A 14,734-nucleotide genomic window follows, 5' to 3' on the forward strand; every position below is an offset into this window, starting at 1 on the left:
TCGGCCCGGTGCGGCGGCCTCCGGGGCCGTCACCGGGCGAGGAGTTCCTCGATCACAGCGGCCAGTTCGACGGGTGCGGGTGCCTCGAACACCGACAGCACATCGATGTCGACGGGGTAGACCTCGCGGATACGTTCGGTGAGCCGGGAGGCGATGAGGGAGTCGCCGCCGAGGTCGAAGAAGTCGTCCGACGGGCCGACTTCGGGGAAGCCGAGGATCTCGGCGTACAGCCGCAGCACGGTGGGCAGGACCTCGCCCCGTTCCTCGTCCTGCTGCTCGATGGGCCGGGGGGACGGGGATTCGTCCGGGCTCTCGCCCCGCTGCCGGTCCGTCTTCGCGACGGGATCCACGATGAAGCGTTCGCGCTGGAAGGGGTACGTGGGCAGGGACAGCAGGGCGCGGGCCGCCCCGCCGTGCACATGCCGCCACCGCACCGGGAATCCGGCCGACCAGAGCCTGCCGAGGGTGCCGAGCGCCGCGGCGAGGTCGTCGGCGGGCAGGCCGGTGTCCTGCCCGGGCGGCTCCGGGAGCAGGAGGCGGTCGGGGGTGTGCTCGGGCCGGGTGCGCGCCGCGGCGAGCAGGGCACGGTCCGCCGAAACGTCCAGGAGGACCAACTGCGGGTCGGCCAGCAGCACGGACAGCGCCTGGCCCAGCAGGTCCTGGTCCGGCTGGAGCGCGGCGCGGGCCCAGTTGAGGGGGTCGGCCGCCTCCTGGGGGGTGAGCCGCCGGCCGAGCGCGGCGGACAGCAGCGGCACCCGGGGCAGCCGGGGGGCCGCCTCGCGGAAGAGCTCGGCGTATTCGCGTACCGCCTCTGCATCGCCGGCGCCAGCGGTGTGCCGGGATGCGTCGGCGGACGGCCCCCTGCCGCGGGCGTGCTCGACGGTGAGTCGTACGGCGTCGGCCACCGGCATGACCTTGGTGACGGCGGCGGCGACCGTGACTCCGGTACCGGTGGCGAGGACGGAGGCCGGCCGGACACCCCATTGGATCCAGGTCATGGCCAGCGCGTACTCGTGGGCGAAGGCGGCCACGAGCGCGTCGTCGCCGACGGCGGCCGATCGGCCGTCCAGCAGGTCGTGCACGGCGTCGGTGAGCCCGGCGGCGGCGAAGCACGTGTCGACGGCCGTACGGTAGGCGGGTTCGGCGTCGTACAGGCTGCGTGCCGGGGTCCGCCCGGTGGCTCCGGTGAAGAGGAAAGCCGCCTCGTGGTGCTCGGACCGCTTGCCGGCGGAGGTCACCAGCTGTCGTGCGGCGGGGTCGGTGAGGGCCCGTACCGCCTCATCGGCGTCCCGCACCACCGCGTAGGCGCGGTGCTCGTGTTCCCGGCGGCCGGTCTGCAGGGTCCAGGCGACGTCGGCGAGGTCGCCCGGGGGCGCGTCGCGCAGCCGGTCGGCGAGTCGTCCGGCCATGTCGGTCAGGGCTTGGGGCGTCTTGGCCGAGAGGACCAGGAGCTGGTGCGGGGCGGCGGGTGACGGCGCCGGGCGGGGCGGGGCCTCTTCGAGGATGACGTGTGTGTTGGTGCCGCCGATGCCGAACGCGCTGACCGCCGCGCGGCGGGGGGTGTCTCCCGCGGTCCACGGAGTGAGCCGGGTGGCGACCCGGAAGGGGCTGGCGTCGAAGTCGAACTGCGGGTTGGGCTTCTCGTAGTTCAGGCTGGGCGGGATGCTGCGGTGCTGGAGAGCGAGCACGGTCTTGATGAGTCCGGCGGCGCCCGCGGCGGCGTCGGTGTGCCCGATGTTGGTCTTGACCGAGCCGATCCAGCAGTAGCCGGTGCGGTCGGTGTCGCGGCGGAACGCCTGGGTGAGGGCGGCCAGTTCGATGGGGTCGCCCAGCGGGGTGGCGGTGCCGTGCGCCTCGACGTAACCGATGGTGCCGGCGTCGACCTGGGCGACGAGCTGGGCCTCGCGGATCACCGCGGTCTGGCCGTCGACGCTCGGCGCCGTGTAACCGACACGGTGGGCGCCGTCGTTGTTCACGGCGGTGCCGCGGAGCACGGCCAGCACGCGGTCGCCGTCGGCCTGCGCGTCGGCGAGTCGCTTGAGGACCACGATGCCGACGCCGTCGCCGCCGACGGTGCCGTCCGCGGCGGCGTCGAAGGTACGGCACTCCCCCTGGGCGGAGATGATGCCGCCCCGGGTGTACTGGCTCTCCTTGTCCGGTACGTGCACGGCGGCCGCGCCGGCGAGCGCGACGTCGCAGTCGCCGCTGAGCAGCCCCTGCACGGCCAGGTGCACGGCGACGAGGGACGTGGAGCAGGCCGCCTGGACGGTGATGGCCGGGCCGGTGAAGCCGAGCTTGTAGGCGACGCGGGAGACCTGGTAGTCGGGGGCCGTGCCGAGGAGGATGTCCCAGTCGGTGACGCCGGGCAGTTCGTGCCGGCGTTCGCGCAGGATCTGGCCGTAGCTGTTCTCGGTGCCACCGCCGTAGATGCCGAAGGTGGCCGCGCTGCGCGCCGGGTCCTGGCCCGCGTCCTCCAGGGCCTGTGCGGCGCACTCCAGGAACAGCCGCTGCTGGGGGCTGATGAGCCGGGCTTCCCTGGGCGAGTAGCCGAAGTAGCCGGCGTCGAAATGGCCGGGGTCCGTGAGCAGGCCGCGGGCCGGTGTGTACTGCTGGTCCGCGCCGTCCGCGCGGGTGCCGGGGACGGGGGCCGGGGGGAAGCGGGTGACGGACCCGACGCCGTCGGCCAGGTTCCGCCAGAACGCCTCGGGGCTGTCCGCGCCGGGGAAGCGGCAGGCCATGCCGATGATCGCGATCTGCTGTCCGGGGCCGGACGCGGCCGCTGCGGTCCGGTCGGACTCGTCCGGCTGCGCGCTCGTGGGGGTCACCATGCCTCTTCCTCCTCGCCGTACTGGCCTGCCCGGGTGCCCGCCCCGCGCGTGGTGCGCCGTCCGCCCTGCCCTGTCTCCAGCCGGGCGAGCCGTCCGCCCAGGGCGCCGGACGGTCCGCCGGCTCCCGGGTCGTCGCCCGCCGTGGCGCCGCCGAGGTGGTCGGCGAGCGCACGGACGGTGGGGTACTGGAACAGTTCGACCAGCGGTATGTCGCGGCCGAGGCGTTCGTGCAGCCTGTTCCGCACGGTGTGCAGCAGCAGCGAATGCCCGCCCAGGTCGAAGAAGTTGTCCGACGGGTTCACCTCGGGAAGTCCGAGCGCTTCGCACCACAGCTCGGACACCAGGGGCACCAGGTCGTCCCCACCGCCGCCGAGGGCGTCGTCCGCATGCGAGTTCATGCAACCACCCGTTTTCTTCCCTGTGTCCACGTGAGTCGTCGTCCTGTCGAGCACCGTCATCGTGCTCGGCGGGCCGCGGGCCGTTCCAATAACGTGATCGTCTGGTCCGTAGAATGAACGGTTATGGAGCTGCGTCAGCTGGAGTACTTCCTGGCCGTGGTGGAGGAGCAGAGCTTCACCAGGGCGGCAGCGCGCATGCATGTCGCGCAGCCCGGGGTCAGTGCGCAGATCCGCCGCCTGGAGCGGGAGTTGGGCCAGGAACTGCTGGACAGGACCGGGCCCGCTGTTCGTCTGACACAGGCCGGTGCCACCCTCCTGCCTCATGCCAGGGCGGCCTTGTCGGCCGTCACCGGTGCCCGGCTGGCGCTGGACGAGCTGGCGGGGCTGGTCCGTGGCCGGCTGACTGCGGGCATCGTGACGTCCTTCTCCTCGGTGCCCGTCTCCGACCTGCTGGCGGACTTTCACCGGACGTATCCGGAGGTGGAGATCCGGCTCTCGGAGGCGTCCTCCGACCAGCTGGTGGCCGGGCTGCGGGACGGTCGGCTCGACGTCGCGATGATCAGTACCGGCACGCGGCTGCCCGCGGGGCTCAACACCCGGGTGGTGGTGGACGAAGCGCTGGTGGCGGCCGTGGTGCCGGAGGACCCGCTGGCGGCGGGCGGCGAGGTGGCGCTGGCGGACCTGCGGGACCGGCCGCTGATCTGTCTGCCGCCGGGGACGGGCGCGCGCACCGGCCTGGACGAGGCGTGCGAGGCGGCCGGGTTCCGGCCCCGGGTCACGATGGAGGCCGGGGATCCGCACCGGCTGGTGGAGCTGGCCGGCCGCGGGCTGGGGGTCGCGGTGCTGCCCGCGCCCTTCGCCCGCAGCCACGGCGGCCGGTTGCGCGGGCTGGAGATCGTGGCGCCGCGCATCCGGGCCAGGGTCGCGCTGGCGTGGCCGGCGGAGAGGCCCGCGAGCCCCGCCGGCCAGGCCTTCGTCGACCTCGCCTGCGCCGTACTGCCGGCGCTCTGACCGGTGGTGCGGCCCGCCCGGAGGCGCTCCGGTGTCAGACGCGGACCAGCGTCTTGCTGCGCATCAGGAACTCGCCGAGATAATCGTCGTGCGGGAGTCCCGGCCGGTGCCAGTGCGTGGCACGGCTGCCGACGTGCAGATTGCTGATCGTCGGTTCCTCGACCAGGGCGTCGACGAGCTCCTCGTCCTGGGTGACGGCCGTCAGGACCAGCGTGTCGCGCAGCGGTGCGATGCCGTCGGCCCGGCTCCATGGTGCGATCCACACACAGGGGAAGGGCAGCTCCGCACCGAGCTGCGGGGCGTCGGCCGCGTCCAGCTGGTGGACCGCGGCGCGCAGCACGGCGCTGCCGTCGCCGAGCTCGTCGACGAAACCGGTGCCACCGAGCCATGCCCGGGTCCCCTGGGCGCGTTCGAGCACGTACGTCTCCAACGCCCGTGCCGCCTTGGTCTGCTGGACCGGCAGGCAGGCCTTCTCGTCGTACGGCGGCAGGCTCGGCAGCGCGGCCAGCCGCTCCGCGACGGCTCCGGCCAGTGGTGCCGGGTCGCCCTCGAAGAGCACCGCGGTGGCGTTGACGCATCCGCTGCCGCCGTGCCGGACGACCGAGTCGACGATCATGTCGAGGTGCTCGCGCCAGTCGGTGTCTGCGGTCAGCAGGATCTTCGAGCGGCCCGGTCGCAGCGAGAGCACGCCGGGGTCGTCGGCGTACCGGCGGATGATCTCGTCGCCGCCGTAGGCGAGGTCGGCGCCCCGCACGATGGCGTCGGCCGCGTCGTGCCCGCAGGGCAGCAGCGCGACCTGGTCGTCGCCGAACCCGGCCTCGCGCAGCGCCAGCACCAGCCGGTGTGCGGTGAACGGCTCCCGGGCGGAGGGGCGTACGGCGACCCGGTAGCCGAGTGCCAGCGCTTCCGGCCAGAAGCCGTGCGTACCGGGATGGTTGCCGGGCACGTGGACGGCCAGTACGTCACCGCGCCGGGTCCACACCGCCTGTCCGGTGCGGGCCAGCGGATCACGCCAGTCGGATACGGCGCCGGCCGGGCGGGCCAGCTGGACACTGCGGTAGGACTGGCCGACCCGGTCGGCGCAGGTCCGGGTTGCCGTGCGCACGACGCTGACCGGCAGCCCGGAGACCCGGGTGACGGCCAGTTCGTACTCCTGCGCCGTCATGCCGCCCAGCGTGGCGGTCCTGAACAGCTCGCCGGCCCGGGCCAGCGCCGCCGCGCGCCGTGCGGCGGGCAGCGGGGAGGCGCCGCGCAGCGCCTTCATGGTGCGGTTGACGAACAGCGCGGGGGCCAGGCTCAGCTCGGCCATGACCGCGCCGGTGACGTCCCGGACCTCCTGGCGGTTGTGCGTGCGGTACGCGCCGGACGGGCCCAGTGCGTCCAGTACGGGCACCCCGGGCTGTGGGGTCTCCTGCGGGGGCTCCTGCGTCGTTGTTCCCATCAGTAGACCCCTTCGATGACGGCCTCGTTGTCGAAGCGCTCCACCGGCGCGATGCCGGCCGCCGAGTCACCGATGCGGCCGGCGGGCGCGGCGACCCGCACCGCGGTGTCGCGCTCCAGGTTGTTGGGCAGCAGCAGCGCCTTGCTGACGTGGTGCATCACGACCTGGCCGCGCCGGCCGTACTCGACCGGCCTGCCGGTCTGCGGGTCCACCACCTGGAAGGTGATGTACGGCGAGAAGGTGTCGAAGACGCACGGCTCGCCCAGGGGAGTGCCGTGCCGCTGGCCGGCGATGCCGAGGATCATCGTGCTGCCGTAGTGGCCGTACAGGGCGGTGTCGGGGAAGATCTCCGTGCGGTACAGCTGCTCGGTGTCGGCGTCCATCTGGGTGCCGCCCCAACGGATGGCCCGTACCTTCTCGTTGATGAGCTCGACCAGGTCCTCACGCTGGGCGATGCGCTCCAGCAGGGGCGGCGTCACCGTCATCACGCCGATGGGCTGGGTGCGCAGGATGTGGGCGGCCTGGTCGACGACGTGCTCGGCGTAGGCGTCCGCCTGAGCGCCCTTGCCGCCGGCTATGAGCCGTTTCACCCAGCGTGGGTCGAGGTCGACCTGGAAGCCGTACCGGCCGTGGGTGACCGCGGAGCGCCGGAAGATCTCGCCGACGATGTGCGGTCCCGACGGGGTGATGCCGAGCCAGTCGACGCCGCGCGGGAAGCCGTGCACGTCCAGATTGGCGTTGCTCCAGTCGACCAGCTTCTCCAGCCAGTCGCGCGGGCAGACCACGCGCTTGGGGGCGCCGGTGGTGCCGCCGCTCTCGAAGACGCCGACGATGTCGGGGTGTTCGCCGTAGCCGCGCGGCACGAGGTCGGCGGCGGGCACGTCGCGCAGTTCGTTGGCGACGTTGGGGAAGAGCGTCAGGTCGTCGTAGCCCTTGACGTCCGTGAGGGGGTCGAACTCCAGCGAGGCCGCCCGCCCGAGCCAGAACGGGGTGCCGGTCTCGGGGCTGAAGTGCCAGCGCATCGCGGCCCGGACGACCTCGTCCGGGTCCGGGTCCGCGTCATGGGGCAGCTCCAGGGGTGAGAGCTCTGCACGCGCCACGTGTCCTCCTCTACTACGGCGGGACCGGCAGGAGGGCCCCGCCGGCCGGGCCGAAGCCGAACTGACGGATTCCGGCAGTCGACCACTCCGGCGCGTCCGCGCACATGAGTAACCAGTACTCAACTCCCGTCGCGCCCGAGGGGCTTCACGCGCCTGAGTACCGGCCGTTGATGCCGTCGCGCCCCTCGTACGCTGACCCGCAGAACGCGTACCGAGAGGCCGTAGCGGAAGTGGGAGGCATCGTCCGATGAAGGCCATGATCGCCTGGTGGGACCTCACCGATTCGCAGCACTGCGCGGAGACACTGCGCGAGTTCCTGCGCGAGGAGGCCGAGCAGTCCTGGTCGGACATTCCCGGCCTGCTGCTGAAGGTCTGGGTGTCCGACCCGGAGAAGAACCGCTGGGGCGCCGTGCTGATCTGGGAGTCGAAGGAGGCCGCCGAAGCGGCGGTGCTGCCACGCAGCGCCGGTGAACTGATCGGCCTGCCACTCGACTTCCGGGAATGGTTCGACGTGGAGGCGACCGTCGAGGGGAACCACGCGCTGCCCTCGCTCGGCGGTCTGGGCCTGGCGCTCTCGCCGCCGGCGGCCGGCTGAGCCCGCGCCGGAGCGGCCCGGCCGGGCGTGTACGGGCCGGGTCAAACGGCGCGCAGGTGTGCGCGCAGCGCCAGGGTCTGCAAGGACGCGAAGACCGCGACGGGCAGGATCTGCAGCCATGTCCACACCAGGCCGGTGGTGGTCAGGTCCAGCAGGCCGAAGGCCAGGGCCGCCAGGCTCAGCAGGATCCAGAAGACTCCGCCGCCGATCACGCCGCGCACCGCGCCGGCCGGGAGGGGGCGGAGCCTGGCCACCAGGGCAATGCCCGCTCCCGCCACCAGCATCGCGGCGCCGACGACCGCCACCAGTACAGTGCCGGGCCCGAACAGGCTGCCCAGCGGAGACGCGGCGACCAGGTAGATGACGCCGACCACGGCCATGCCGGCCGCGTCCATGGCGATCACGCGGCGCAGGCGGCCGCCGGTGGCGCTGTCGGCGTGCGCGTCACGGGCCGCACCGCCGGACAATCCTGCGGCGGAGGAGGACGAGGGGTTCATCGATGACTCCAGTGAGGGAAAAGGTGAAGCCCGCCCCGGCGCTCGGGGGATTCGCGCCGGGACGGGTGCTCGGGGGGCCGGCCGCCGAGCGGGGGCGGCCGGCGTCGGAGGCTCGGCTCAGCTCGTGGTGGCCGCGCCGTCGCCGGTCGGCGCAATGTTGTAGTTGAGGCGGAAGAGGTTCTCCGGGTCGTGGGCCGCCTTGATCTCACCCAGCCGCTTGAGCGCCTCCGGCGCGTAGGCGGTACGGACCTGCTCCGGGCCCGCGCTCTCGCCATGCCCCATGAAGTTCAGGCTGCTGCCGGTGTTCCAGGGCTCCAGCGCGTCGAAGAGGCCCTTGAGGACCGGTCGGGTGTCCTTCTCGGTGACGCCGAACAGCAGGGTGACGACGGACAGGATGTACTGCGCCTCCCGGTGCGTCACCGCGTTGGGATGCGCGGGCGCCGCTGCCAGGGCGCCGCCCAGATGCCGCAGTTCCACCACGCACGGCACCGGCGCCTGCGGCCCGGCGTGCTCCAGGACCGTAGCCAGCGCTTCGTCGCCGAGCTCCTCGAACAGGGCGACCTCGCGCAGGAACGGCACAGCTACCGGCGGGTCGTCGTGGATGGACGCGCTCTCCGCGTACGGCATCTCCCGCAGCACCTCGAAGAGCACCGGGCCGGCCGTGTCACGCAGCGGCGCGACCAGCCGCTCGCCCTCTTCCTGGCTGCCGGTGAAGGCGATGCGTACGTGGTAGATGTGCCGGCCGCGCATCGGCTCGGGCACTTCCTCGTCGTCCGGCATCGGGATCAGCGCCACCGAGGAGTTCATCTCCTGCGGCAGGTCGGCGGTCCAGCGCAGGTACGCCTGGAGGACTTCGGGCGCCGCTTCGGCGTCGTAGAAGAGCCCTCCGCCGTACAGCCTGGCCACCGGGACGAGGCCCATTTCCAGCCGGGTCACGATGCCGAAGTTGTCCCGGCCGCCCAGCAGCGCCCAGTACAGGTCGGGCTCGCTGTCCGGGGTGACGTGGCGCAGGCTGCCGTCGGCGGTCACGACGTCCATGCTGCGCACCTGGTCGGCCGCGTAGCCGAACGAGCGCACCAGAAGCCCGATCCCACCGCCCAGGACGTAGGAGACGACGCCGACGTGCGGCGCGGAGCCGTTCAGCGGGGCCAGCCCGTGCGGGGCCGTCTCCGGGATGACCTGCTCGAAGCGGACGCCGGCCTCGACGGTCACGGTGTGCTCGGCGGGGTCGACCTCCACCCCGCTCATCCGGCCGGTCGTGATCAGCAGGCCGCCCTCGGCTGCGACGGAGTAGCCGTGCCCGGTGGCTTGCACCGCGACAGGCAGCCCGTGCTCCGCGGCGAACCGCACCGCCGCCTGGACGTCCTCGGCCCGGGTGGCACCGACGATCACGTCGGGCCGGTGCTGCACCGCGAGGTTGAAGCCGGTCCGCTCCTGGTCGTAACTCTCGTCGCCGGGCCGCAGGACCGGGCCCTCGACACGGGAGGCGAGCGTTTGGATGTCATGGGGATTCACAGCGTTCTCCGTTCGGTTCGTCCAGCGATCACGATCATGAGGCTGAAACCTGACACCTGCCGACAGGTATGCAGGGAGACTTGAGAAATGAAGTTCGACCGCCTGCTGTCCACCCTGCTTCTGCTGCAACAGCGCGATCTGGTCCCGGCGACCGAGCTCGCCGAGCGCCTGGAGGTCTCGGTCCGCACCGTCTACCGCGATGTCGAGGCACTGTCGGCGGCCGGCGTGCCCGTCTACGCGGAGCGCGGCAAGTACGGTGGGATCCGGCTCCTCCCCGGCTTCCGTACGGACATGACCGGGCTGACCACGGACGAGGCGCGGGCGCTGTTCGTACTGGTCGGGGAGAGCGCGCACTCGGCGCTGGGTCTCGACCGCGCCCTCGGCTCCGCGCTGCGCAAGATGATGGCGGCGCTGCCCGCACCGCACCGGCCGGCCGCCGAACTGAGCAGTCGCCGCATCCTGATCGACCCGGACCGCTGGCTGGCCGGGCCGCGCGGCGAGGCCGACGTGGAGGCGCTGCACACCGCGGTGCTCGCCGATCAGCGGCTGCGGATCGGCTACCGGCACAGCGGCAGCACGACGCGGAACTTCTACACCGTCGATCCGTACGGACTGGTCTCCAAGGCGGGCACCTGGTACCTCGTCGCCGACCACGAAGGCAGACCACGGCTGTTCCGCACCGACCGGATCTCGGACGCCACCGTCACTGCCGAACCGGTGCGCCGCCGCGACGGGATGGAGCTGGCGCGGGTGTGGGAGGAGCTTCGGCTCGAGGTGGAGGACCGCAGTACGGGGATGCGGGTGGTGGTACGAGTGCGCAGGCACCGGCTGGACATGGTCAGACGCATCACCGGTGCCAACTTCCGCGGCCCGGCCTCAGCCGGCGCCGACCCGGACGGCAGCGCGGACGAGGGCGCCGACGGATGGCTTACGGTCGAGCTGACCTACCCGGTGCCCGCCGCGGTCTGCCAGCTGCTCCAGTTCGGCACGGACGTCGAGGTGCTCGGCCCGCCCGAAGCCTTGCGCGAACTGTCCCGCGCAGTGGCCGGCCTCTCCTCGCTCTACCGGCCGTGCACGGCCTGAGCCGCGAGCGGTTGCGGTCCGAAGTGCTCACCGAGCAGCGCCCTGGACGTGACACCGAGCTTGCTGTAGATGCGGTACAGGTGGTTCTCGACGGTGCGTACCGACACCGTCAGCCGGGCCGCGATCTCGCGGTTGGTCAGCCGGGTCGCGGCCAGCACGGCCACTTCGTGCTCACGGGCGGTCAGCGCGGTGCCGGCCCCTGAAGGAACCGCAGGCGCCCGGTCCGCGGCCCCGGCCCAGCCGGGCAGCGGAGTGCCGGGGCAGGCGGCGAGGTACCCGTGGCTCAGCGCCAGTGAGGCCCGGCCCGCCCGGTGGCGTCCCGCGGCCTGCCACACCCGGTGCGCCTGGCTCGCGCTCTCCGCGGCGAGCGGGTGCAGGCCGAGGGAGGCGAAGCGGTCGGCGAGGTCGTCGAGGGCCGCACCGTCCTGCCGGGCGAGCGCGCGGATGTGCTCGGCGCGCAGCGCGGCGGCCGTGCCGGCGCCGAAGCCGCCGAGAGCGTCCAGCCGCTCCGCCGCCGGGCCTGCCGAGCCCAGCCGCGCCATCAGATGCAGGGCGGCCAGCGCCGTCGTGCGCCGCCCGGCCGCAGCCGCCCGCCGCGCCACCTCGCCGGATCGCCGCAGCGCCCCGGGAACGTCGCCGGACCGGCCCAGGACCAGTGCCTCCTCCAGCGCGACGGCGTCGTCGGCGATGGGGTAGCGCAGGGGCCGCCGCGCCGCCGTCCGCACCTCGATCAACGTGCGGACGGCTTCCGTCGGCTGCCCGGCCTCGGCCAGCGCCCCGGCCAGTTGGGCCAGGACCCAGGCCCTCGTGGTGAACCAGTCCTGGCTGTCCGGCACCGCGGCGGCCCGCCGCAGCAGCGCGACCGCGTCCGGCGCCCGTCCCGTCACCCGGTGCAGACGTGCCCGGAGCACATCGGCGCGGAGCCGGCGGCGTATGTCCCAGGGTGCGTCGGCGCGTCGCAGCCGCTCCAGGGCGCCGCGCGCCCGTGCGATGTCGCCGGATTCCAGCGCGGCGTGTGCGCTCACCACCCGGTGGGCGTGCCTGGCCTCGTCCTGCCAGCTCTCCACCGGGCAGCGCTCCAGCATCGCCAACGCCGCCGGTGCGTCGCCGAGTTCCGTGCGGGCGAACGCGGCGAGCGGTACGCAGGACTGGAGCGCCGGTGCTGCGTACGACTCGCGCAGCACCGTGTCCCCCGTCACCGCCACGTCGCCCAGCCGGTCCTGCAGCAGCCGTACGGTCCCCTGAAGTCCTCGCGCCGGCCCCTGCGGAGCCCGCTGCACCGCCCGGTCGGCGAGGGTCGCGGCCTCGGTGACCCGGCCAAGTCCCCAGGCGAGATTGCCGATCCGGGCGGCGAGTCCCTCGGCCGACCGGCCGTCGGCGGCAGTCGACCGGCCGTCGGCGGCCGCGAGCGCCGTCGCGGCCTCGTTGCAGCGCCCCTGCCCAGCCAGGGCCCGGCCCAGCAGCAGCGCCGCCGCGGGGTCGAGCGCGTGGCCGTCGGCGGCGGTCCCGTCGGCGGCGAGCGCGGCCCGGGCGAGCCGCTCGGCCGACGCGAATTCGAAGCGCAGCAGCGCCGTCGAGGCGGCGGCGCGCAGTCGGCCGGCCGGTGGGTGCTGCCCTGCGTCGACCCGCAGGGACACGGACTGCAGCAGGTCGAGGCCGGTGTCGCCGGACAGCTGCGCCGCTCCGGTCGGTTCCAGCTCGTCGGCGAGCTGCCGACGGAGCCTGCGGGCGGTGAGCGCCGGCAGGGCGGCGGCAACGGCGTGGCCGCACAGTGGTTGGCCGAGCCGCAGCCGCAGCCGTCGGCCGGTGCGCTCCGCGACCACGATGCCCCTGCGGTTCAGCCGCTCCGCCGCGGGAGCCAGTTCCGCCAGCAGAGGCAGGTCGTCCGGCACCGGTCCGGCCAGGCCGAGTACGGCGACCAACTCCTGCTCGTCGGGGTCCAGGCCGCCCAGCATGCGCCGGGCGGTCTCGGCCACCCGGCCACCCGGCCGTCCGGCGGGGCCCTCCCAGTGCCACAGTCCGAGGGTCGGCCGGAGCGTACCGTCGGCCACGAGCTGCTCGGTGAGTTCGGTCAGCAGCAGGGCGTTGCCGCCGGTCAGGTCCCAGCAGCGGGCCGTGGTGTCGGTGGCCACCTGGCTGCCCAGCCTGGCGCGCAGGGCGCGCGCGGTGCCGGCCCGGTCGAAGGCGGTGACGTCGACGTCGCTCACCAGGCCGTCCCGCAGCAGTCCGTCCACGGCCGCAGGCAGCGGGATGCCGGCCAAGGCCGTGGCGAGCAGCAGCACGCGGCCCTCCCGTACCGCCACGGCCAGCTGTTCGGCGCCCGCCGCGCCGAGCCGGTGGATGTCGTCGACGCCCAGCACGACGTACGGTCCGGACTCGCCCCGGTGCGGGGCGGCCGTGGCGCAGCGCTCCAGCAGGCCGGTCAGTTCACGGTGTGCCGGGATGCCGGGGCAGACCGCCTCGGCCGTACCCTCCTGCCGCAGCCGTCGCAGCGCCTCCTGAAGCAGCCGGGTCCTGCCCACCCCCGGCGGGCCGGTGACCAGGGCACCCCGGCCCCGCGCGGCGAGTCCTTCGATCCCTTCGAGCTCGGACTCCCTGTTCAGCACGGGCCACCGCGCGGCGGCGTCCGAGGCGTGTGCAGTCATCCTGGTCAGCTCCTCGCTGGTACTAGGGCGTGTCCGGCGGATCAGGCCTGGGTCGCGGGGCTGGCACGCACATCTGCGGCTGCGCGCACCAGACCCCGCTCACCAGCACAGAGAGTGCGCCGCACCTTGAAGTCGGCCTGATCCGCCGGACACCCCCTAGGGCCGGGGCTCCGGCAAGATGTTGCGGTTGCAGCGGAAGAGGTTGGCCGGGTCGTACTGCGTCTTGAGCACGGTCAGCCGACGGTGGTCGGCCCGCTCCCAGAAGTCCTCGGGCGGCTCGTCGGCCGCGCAGGCGCCATACACCAGGTTGTGGAACCTGCCGAGGCGTGCCGGCGCAAGTGCGTCCAGCACCTTGCGGTGCGCGGCCCGGGCCTCTTCGGTGCTGGTCCCGTCCAGCGGGGTCAGGACGCGGACGAGATAGCGCGCTTCCCGGTGGCCCACCGCGTTCGGCACCTTCGGCGCGCGGCCCAGGGCGCCGCCCAGGTGGCGGATGTCGAGCACGCACCTGACCGGCGCGCCGGGGCCGGTGGTCTCCGTCAGGGAGGCGGCCGCCTCCGCGTCGAACTCCCGCAGCAGGACGTTGTCGCCCAAGTAGGCATGCGGGTACGACGGGTCGTGGTAAATGGCGGCGCACTCCGTGTACGGCATTTCCCCCAGCGTGTCGACGAGTCCGGGGCCGGCCGCGCGCAGCGGTGCCACCAGCTCCTCGCCGGTTCTGGCGTCCCCGGTGTACGCGATGCGCACGTGGGTGACGTGGCGGCCCCGCAACGGGGCGGGGACCGCCGACACGTCGGGGTAATGAATCGTCGACACGGAGGAGGTCAGTTCCTCCGGCAGCGTCGTGGTCCACTGCCGGTAGGACTCCAGGAGGTCCGGCACCCGGGCCGTGTCGAAGGCCAGCTCACCGCCGTAGATCCGGCTGACCGGCACCAGGTCGATCTCGACGGCCGTCACCGCGCCGAAGTTCGCCCCGGCTCCGCGCAGGGCCCAGAACAGGTCGGGGTCGTGCTCGGCCGTGACGTGCCGGGGGCGGCCGTCGGCCGTGACGATGTCGACGGCACGCACATGGTCGGCCGCGTAGCCGAACTGCCGTGCCAGCAGGCCCAGTCCGCCCCCGAGGAGGTAGCCGACCGCGCCCACGTCGGGGGAGGAGCCGTTCAGCGGGGCCAGCCCGTAGCGCGCGGCCGCGTCGACGACCGCGGCGACGCGGGTGCCCGCCGCGATCCGTGCAGTCCGGGCGGCGGCGTCCACGGTGACCCCGGTCATCCGGCCGGTGCTGATGAGCAGGCCGCCGTCGAGGGGGACCGACAGCCCGTGTCCCGTCGCCTGCACGGCCACCGGCAGCCCGTGGGCGGCGGCGTGGGCCACGGCCGCCGCCACGTCCTCGGCTCCGGCGGCCCGTACCAGGACGGACGGCCGGTGCCGGTAGCCGGTCTGGAATCCCGCGCATCCGGCGTCGAACCCGGGGTCGCCCGGCACCAGCACTGCCCCTCGGATCTGTTCGCCGAGCCGGCCGGCCGCTCCGGTGCCGTCGGCCGCTGAGACGCCGTTCATGGCGAGCGTTCCTTTCTGTCGTACGTTCGGCCCCCGGGGGCCGTCCTGTTGCCCGGACCCCCGGGGC

General features: G+C 73.8%; 11 protein-coding genes. 3 read left to right on the plus strand and 8 right to left on the minus strand.

Annotation, left to right across the window (positions count from 1 at the left end):
- Positions 1–29: 29 nt before the first annotated feature.
- On the minus strand, positions 30–2,828 hold the full coding sequence (locus tag J7I98_RS16600) for a type I polyketide synthase (RefSeq protein WP_214921484.1): 2,799 nt from the start codon (positions 2,826–2,828) through the stop codon (positions 30–32).
- Positions 2,822–3,226, minus strand: a complete 405-nt coding sequence (locus tag J7I98_RS16605; RefSeq protein WP_214921485.1) for an acyl carrier protein — start codon at positions 3,224–3,226, stop codon at positions 2,822–2,824. Before J7I98_RS16605 ends, J7I98_RS16600 begins: the two co-directional genes overlap by 7 nt.
- A gap of 123 nt (positions 3,227–3,349) precedes the next feature.
- On the opposite strand from J7I98_RS16605, the gene J7I98_RS16610 reads away from it, so the two are divergent.
- Complete coding sequence (locus J7I98_RS16610; protein WP_214921486.1) at positions 3,350–4,237, plus strand: LysR family transcriptional regulator; 888 nt, start codon at positions 3,350–3,352, stop codon at positions 4,235–4,237.
- Between the two features lie 34 nt (positions 4,238–4,271).
- Here J7I98_RS16610 and J7I98_RS16615 read toward each other — a convergent pair whose 3' ends face one another.
- On the minus strand, positions 4,272–5,678 hold the full coding sequence (locus J7I98_RS16615; protein ID WP_214921487.1) for an aldehyde dehydrogenase family protein: 1,407 nt from the start codon (positions 5,676–5,678) through the stop codon (positions 4,272–4,274).
- Positions 5,678–6,778, minus strand: a complete 1,101-nt coding sequence (locus J7I98_RS16620) for a phenazine antibiotic biosynthesis protein (RefSeq protein ID WP_214921488.1) — start codon at positions 6,776–6,778, stop codon at positions 5,678–5,680. Before J7I98_RS16620 ends, J7I98_RS16615 begins: the two co-directional genes overlap by 1 nt.
- 247 nt (positions 6,779–7,025) lie before the next feature.
- Here J7I98_RS16620 and J7I98_RS16625 point away from each other — a divergent pair, with 247 nt between their 5' ends.
- On the plus strand, positions 7,026–7,373 hold the full coding sequence (locus J7I98_RS16625) for a YdhR family protein (RefSeq protein WP_214921489.1): 348 nt from the start codon (positions 7,026–7,028) through the stop codon (positions 7,371–7,373).
- 41 nt (positions 7,374–7,414) lie between these two features.
- On the opposite strand, the gene J7I98_RS16630 is transcribed toward J7I98_RS16625, so the two are convergent.
- Together J7I98_RS16630 and J7I98_RS16635 are read right to left on the minus strand one after the other, a co-directional pair.
- The gene (locus tag J7I98_RS16630) at positions 7,415–7,870 is read right to left on the minus strand and encodes a hypothetical protein (RefSeq protein WP_251020736.1); all 456 of its coding nucleotides are present in this window, start codon (positions 7,868–7,870) and stop codon (positions 7,415–7,417) included.
- Between the two features lie 117 nt (positions 7,871–7,987).
- Positions 7,988–9,385 (minus strand): FAD-binding oxidoreductase, encoded by a 1,398-nt coding sequence (locus J7I98_RS16635; RefSeq protein WP_308377826.1) that lies wholly within the window; start codon positions 9,383–9,385, stop codon positions 7,988–7,990.
- 87 nt (positions 9,386–9,472) lie between these two features.
- On the opposite strand from J7I98_RS16635, the gene J7I98_RS16640 reads away from it, so the two are divergent.
- Positions 9,473–10,468 (plus strand): YafY family protein, encoded by a 996-nt coding sequence (locus J7I98_RS16640; RefSeq protein WP_214921490.1) that lies wholly within the window; start codon positions 9,473–9,475, stop codon positions 10,466–10,468.
- On the opposite strand, the gene J7I98_RS16645 is transcribed toward J7I98_RS16640, so the two are convergent.
- Positions 10,447–13,113 (minus strand): LuxR family transcriptional regulator, encoded by a 2,667-nt coding sequence (locus J7I98_RS16645; RefSeq protein ID WP_214921491.1) that lies wholly within the window; start codon positions 13,111–13,113, stop codon positions 10,447–10,449. The genes J7I98_RS16640 and J7I98_RS16645 overlap by 22 nt on opposite strands.
- Before the next feature lie 156 nt (positions 13,114–13,269).
- Positions 13,270–14,667, minus strand: a complete 1,398-nt coding sequence (locus tag J7I98_RS16650; protein ID WP_214921492.1) for an FAD-binding oxidoreductase — start codon at positions 14,665–14,667, stop codon at positions 13,270–13,272.
- Between the last annotated feature and the right edge of the window lie 67 nt (positions 14,668–14,734).

The organism is Streptomyces sp. ISL-98, assembly GCF_018614055.1.
GTDB lineage: Bacteria > Actinomycetota > Actinomycetes > Streptomycetales > Streptomycetaceae > Streptomyces > Streptomyces spiramyceticus.

Bases quoted from the DNA above. Each gene is read 5' to 3' on its own strand.
- J7I98_RS16605 (WP_214921485.1), bottom strand. From the start codon at position 3,226: ATGAACTCGCATGCGGACGACGCCCTCGGCGGCGGTGGGGACGACCTG.
- J7I98_RS16640 (WP_214921490.1), top strand. From the start codon at position 9,473: ATGAAGTTCGACCGCCTGCTGTCCACCCTGCTTCTGCTGCAACAGCGC.
- J7I98_RS16600 (WP_214921484.1), bottom strand. From the start codon at position 2,828: ATGGTGACCCCCACGAGCGCGCAGCCGGACGAGTCCGACCGGACCGCA.
- J7I98_RS16625 (WP_214921489.1), top strand. From the start codon at position 7,026: ATGAAGGCCATGATCGCCTGGTGGGACCTCACCGATTCGCAGCACTGC.
- J7I98_RS16615 (WP_214921487.1), bottom strand. From the start codon at position 5,678: ATGGGAACAACGACGCAGGAGCCCCCGCAGGAGACCCCACAGCCCGGG.
- J7I98_RS16650 (WP_214921492.1), bottom strand. From the start codon at position 14,667: ATGAACGGCGTCTCAGCGGCCGACGGCACCGGAGCGGCCGGCCGGCTC.
- J7I98_RS16610 (WP_214921486.1), top strand. From the start codon at position 3,350: ATGGAGCTGCGTCAGCTGGAGTACTTCCTGGCCGTGGTGGAGGAGCAG.
- J7I98_RS16630 (WP_251020736.1), bottom strand. From the start codon at position 7,870: ATGAACCCCTCGTCCTCCTCCGCCGCAGGATTGTCCGGCGGTGCGGCC.
- J7I98_RS16645 (WP_214921491.1), bottom strand. From the start codon at position 13,113: ATGACTGCACACGCCTCGGACGCCGCCGCGCGGTGGCCCGTGCTGAAC.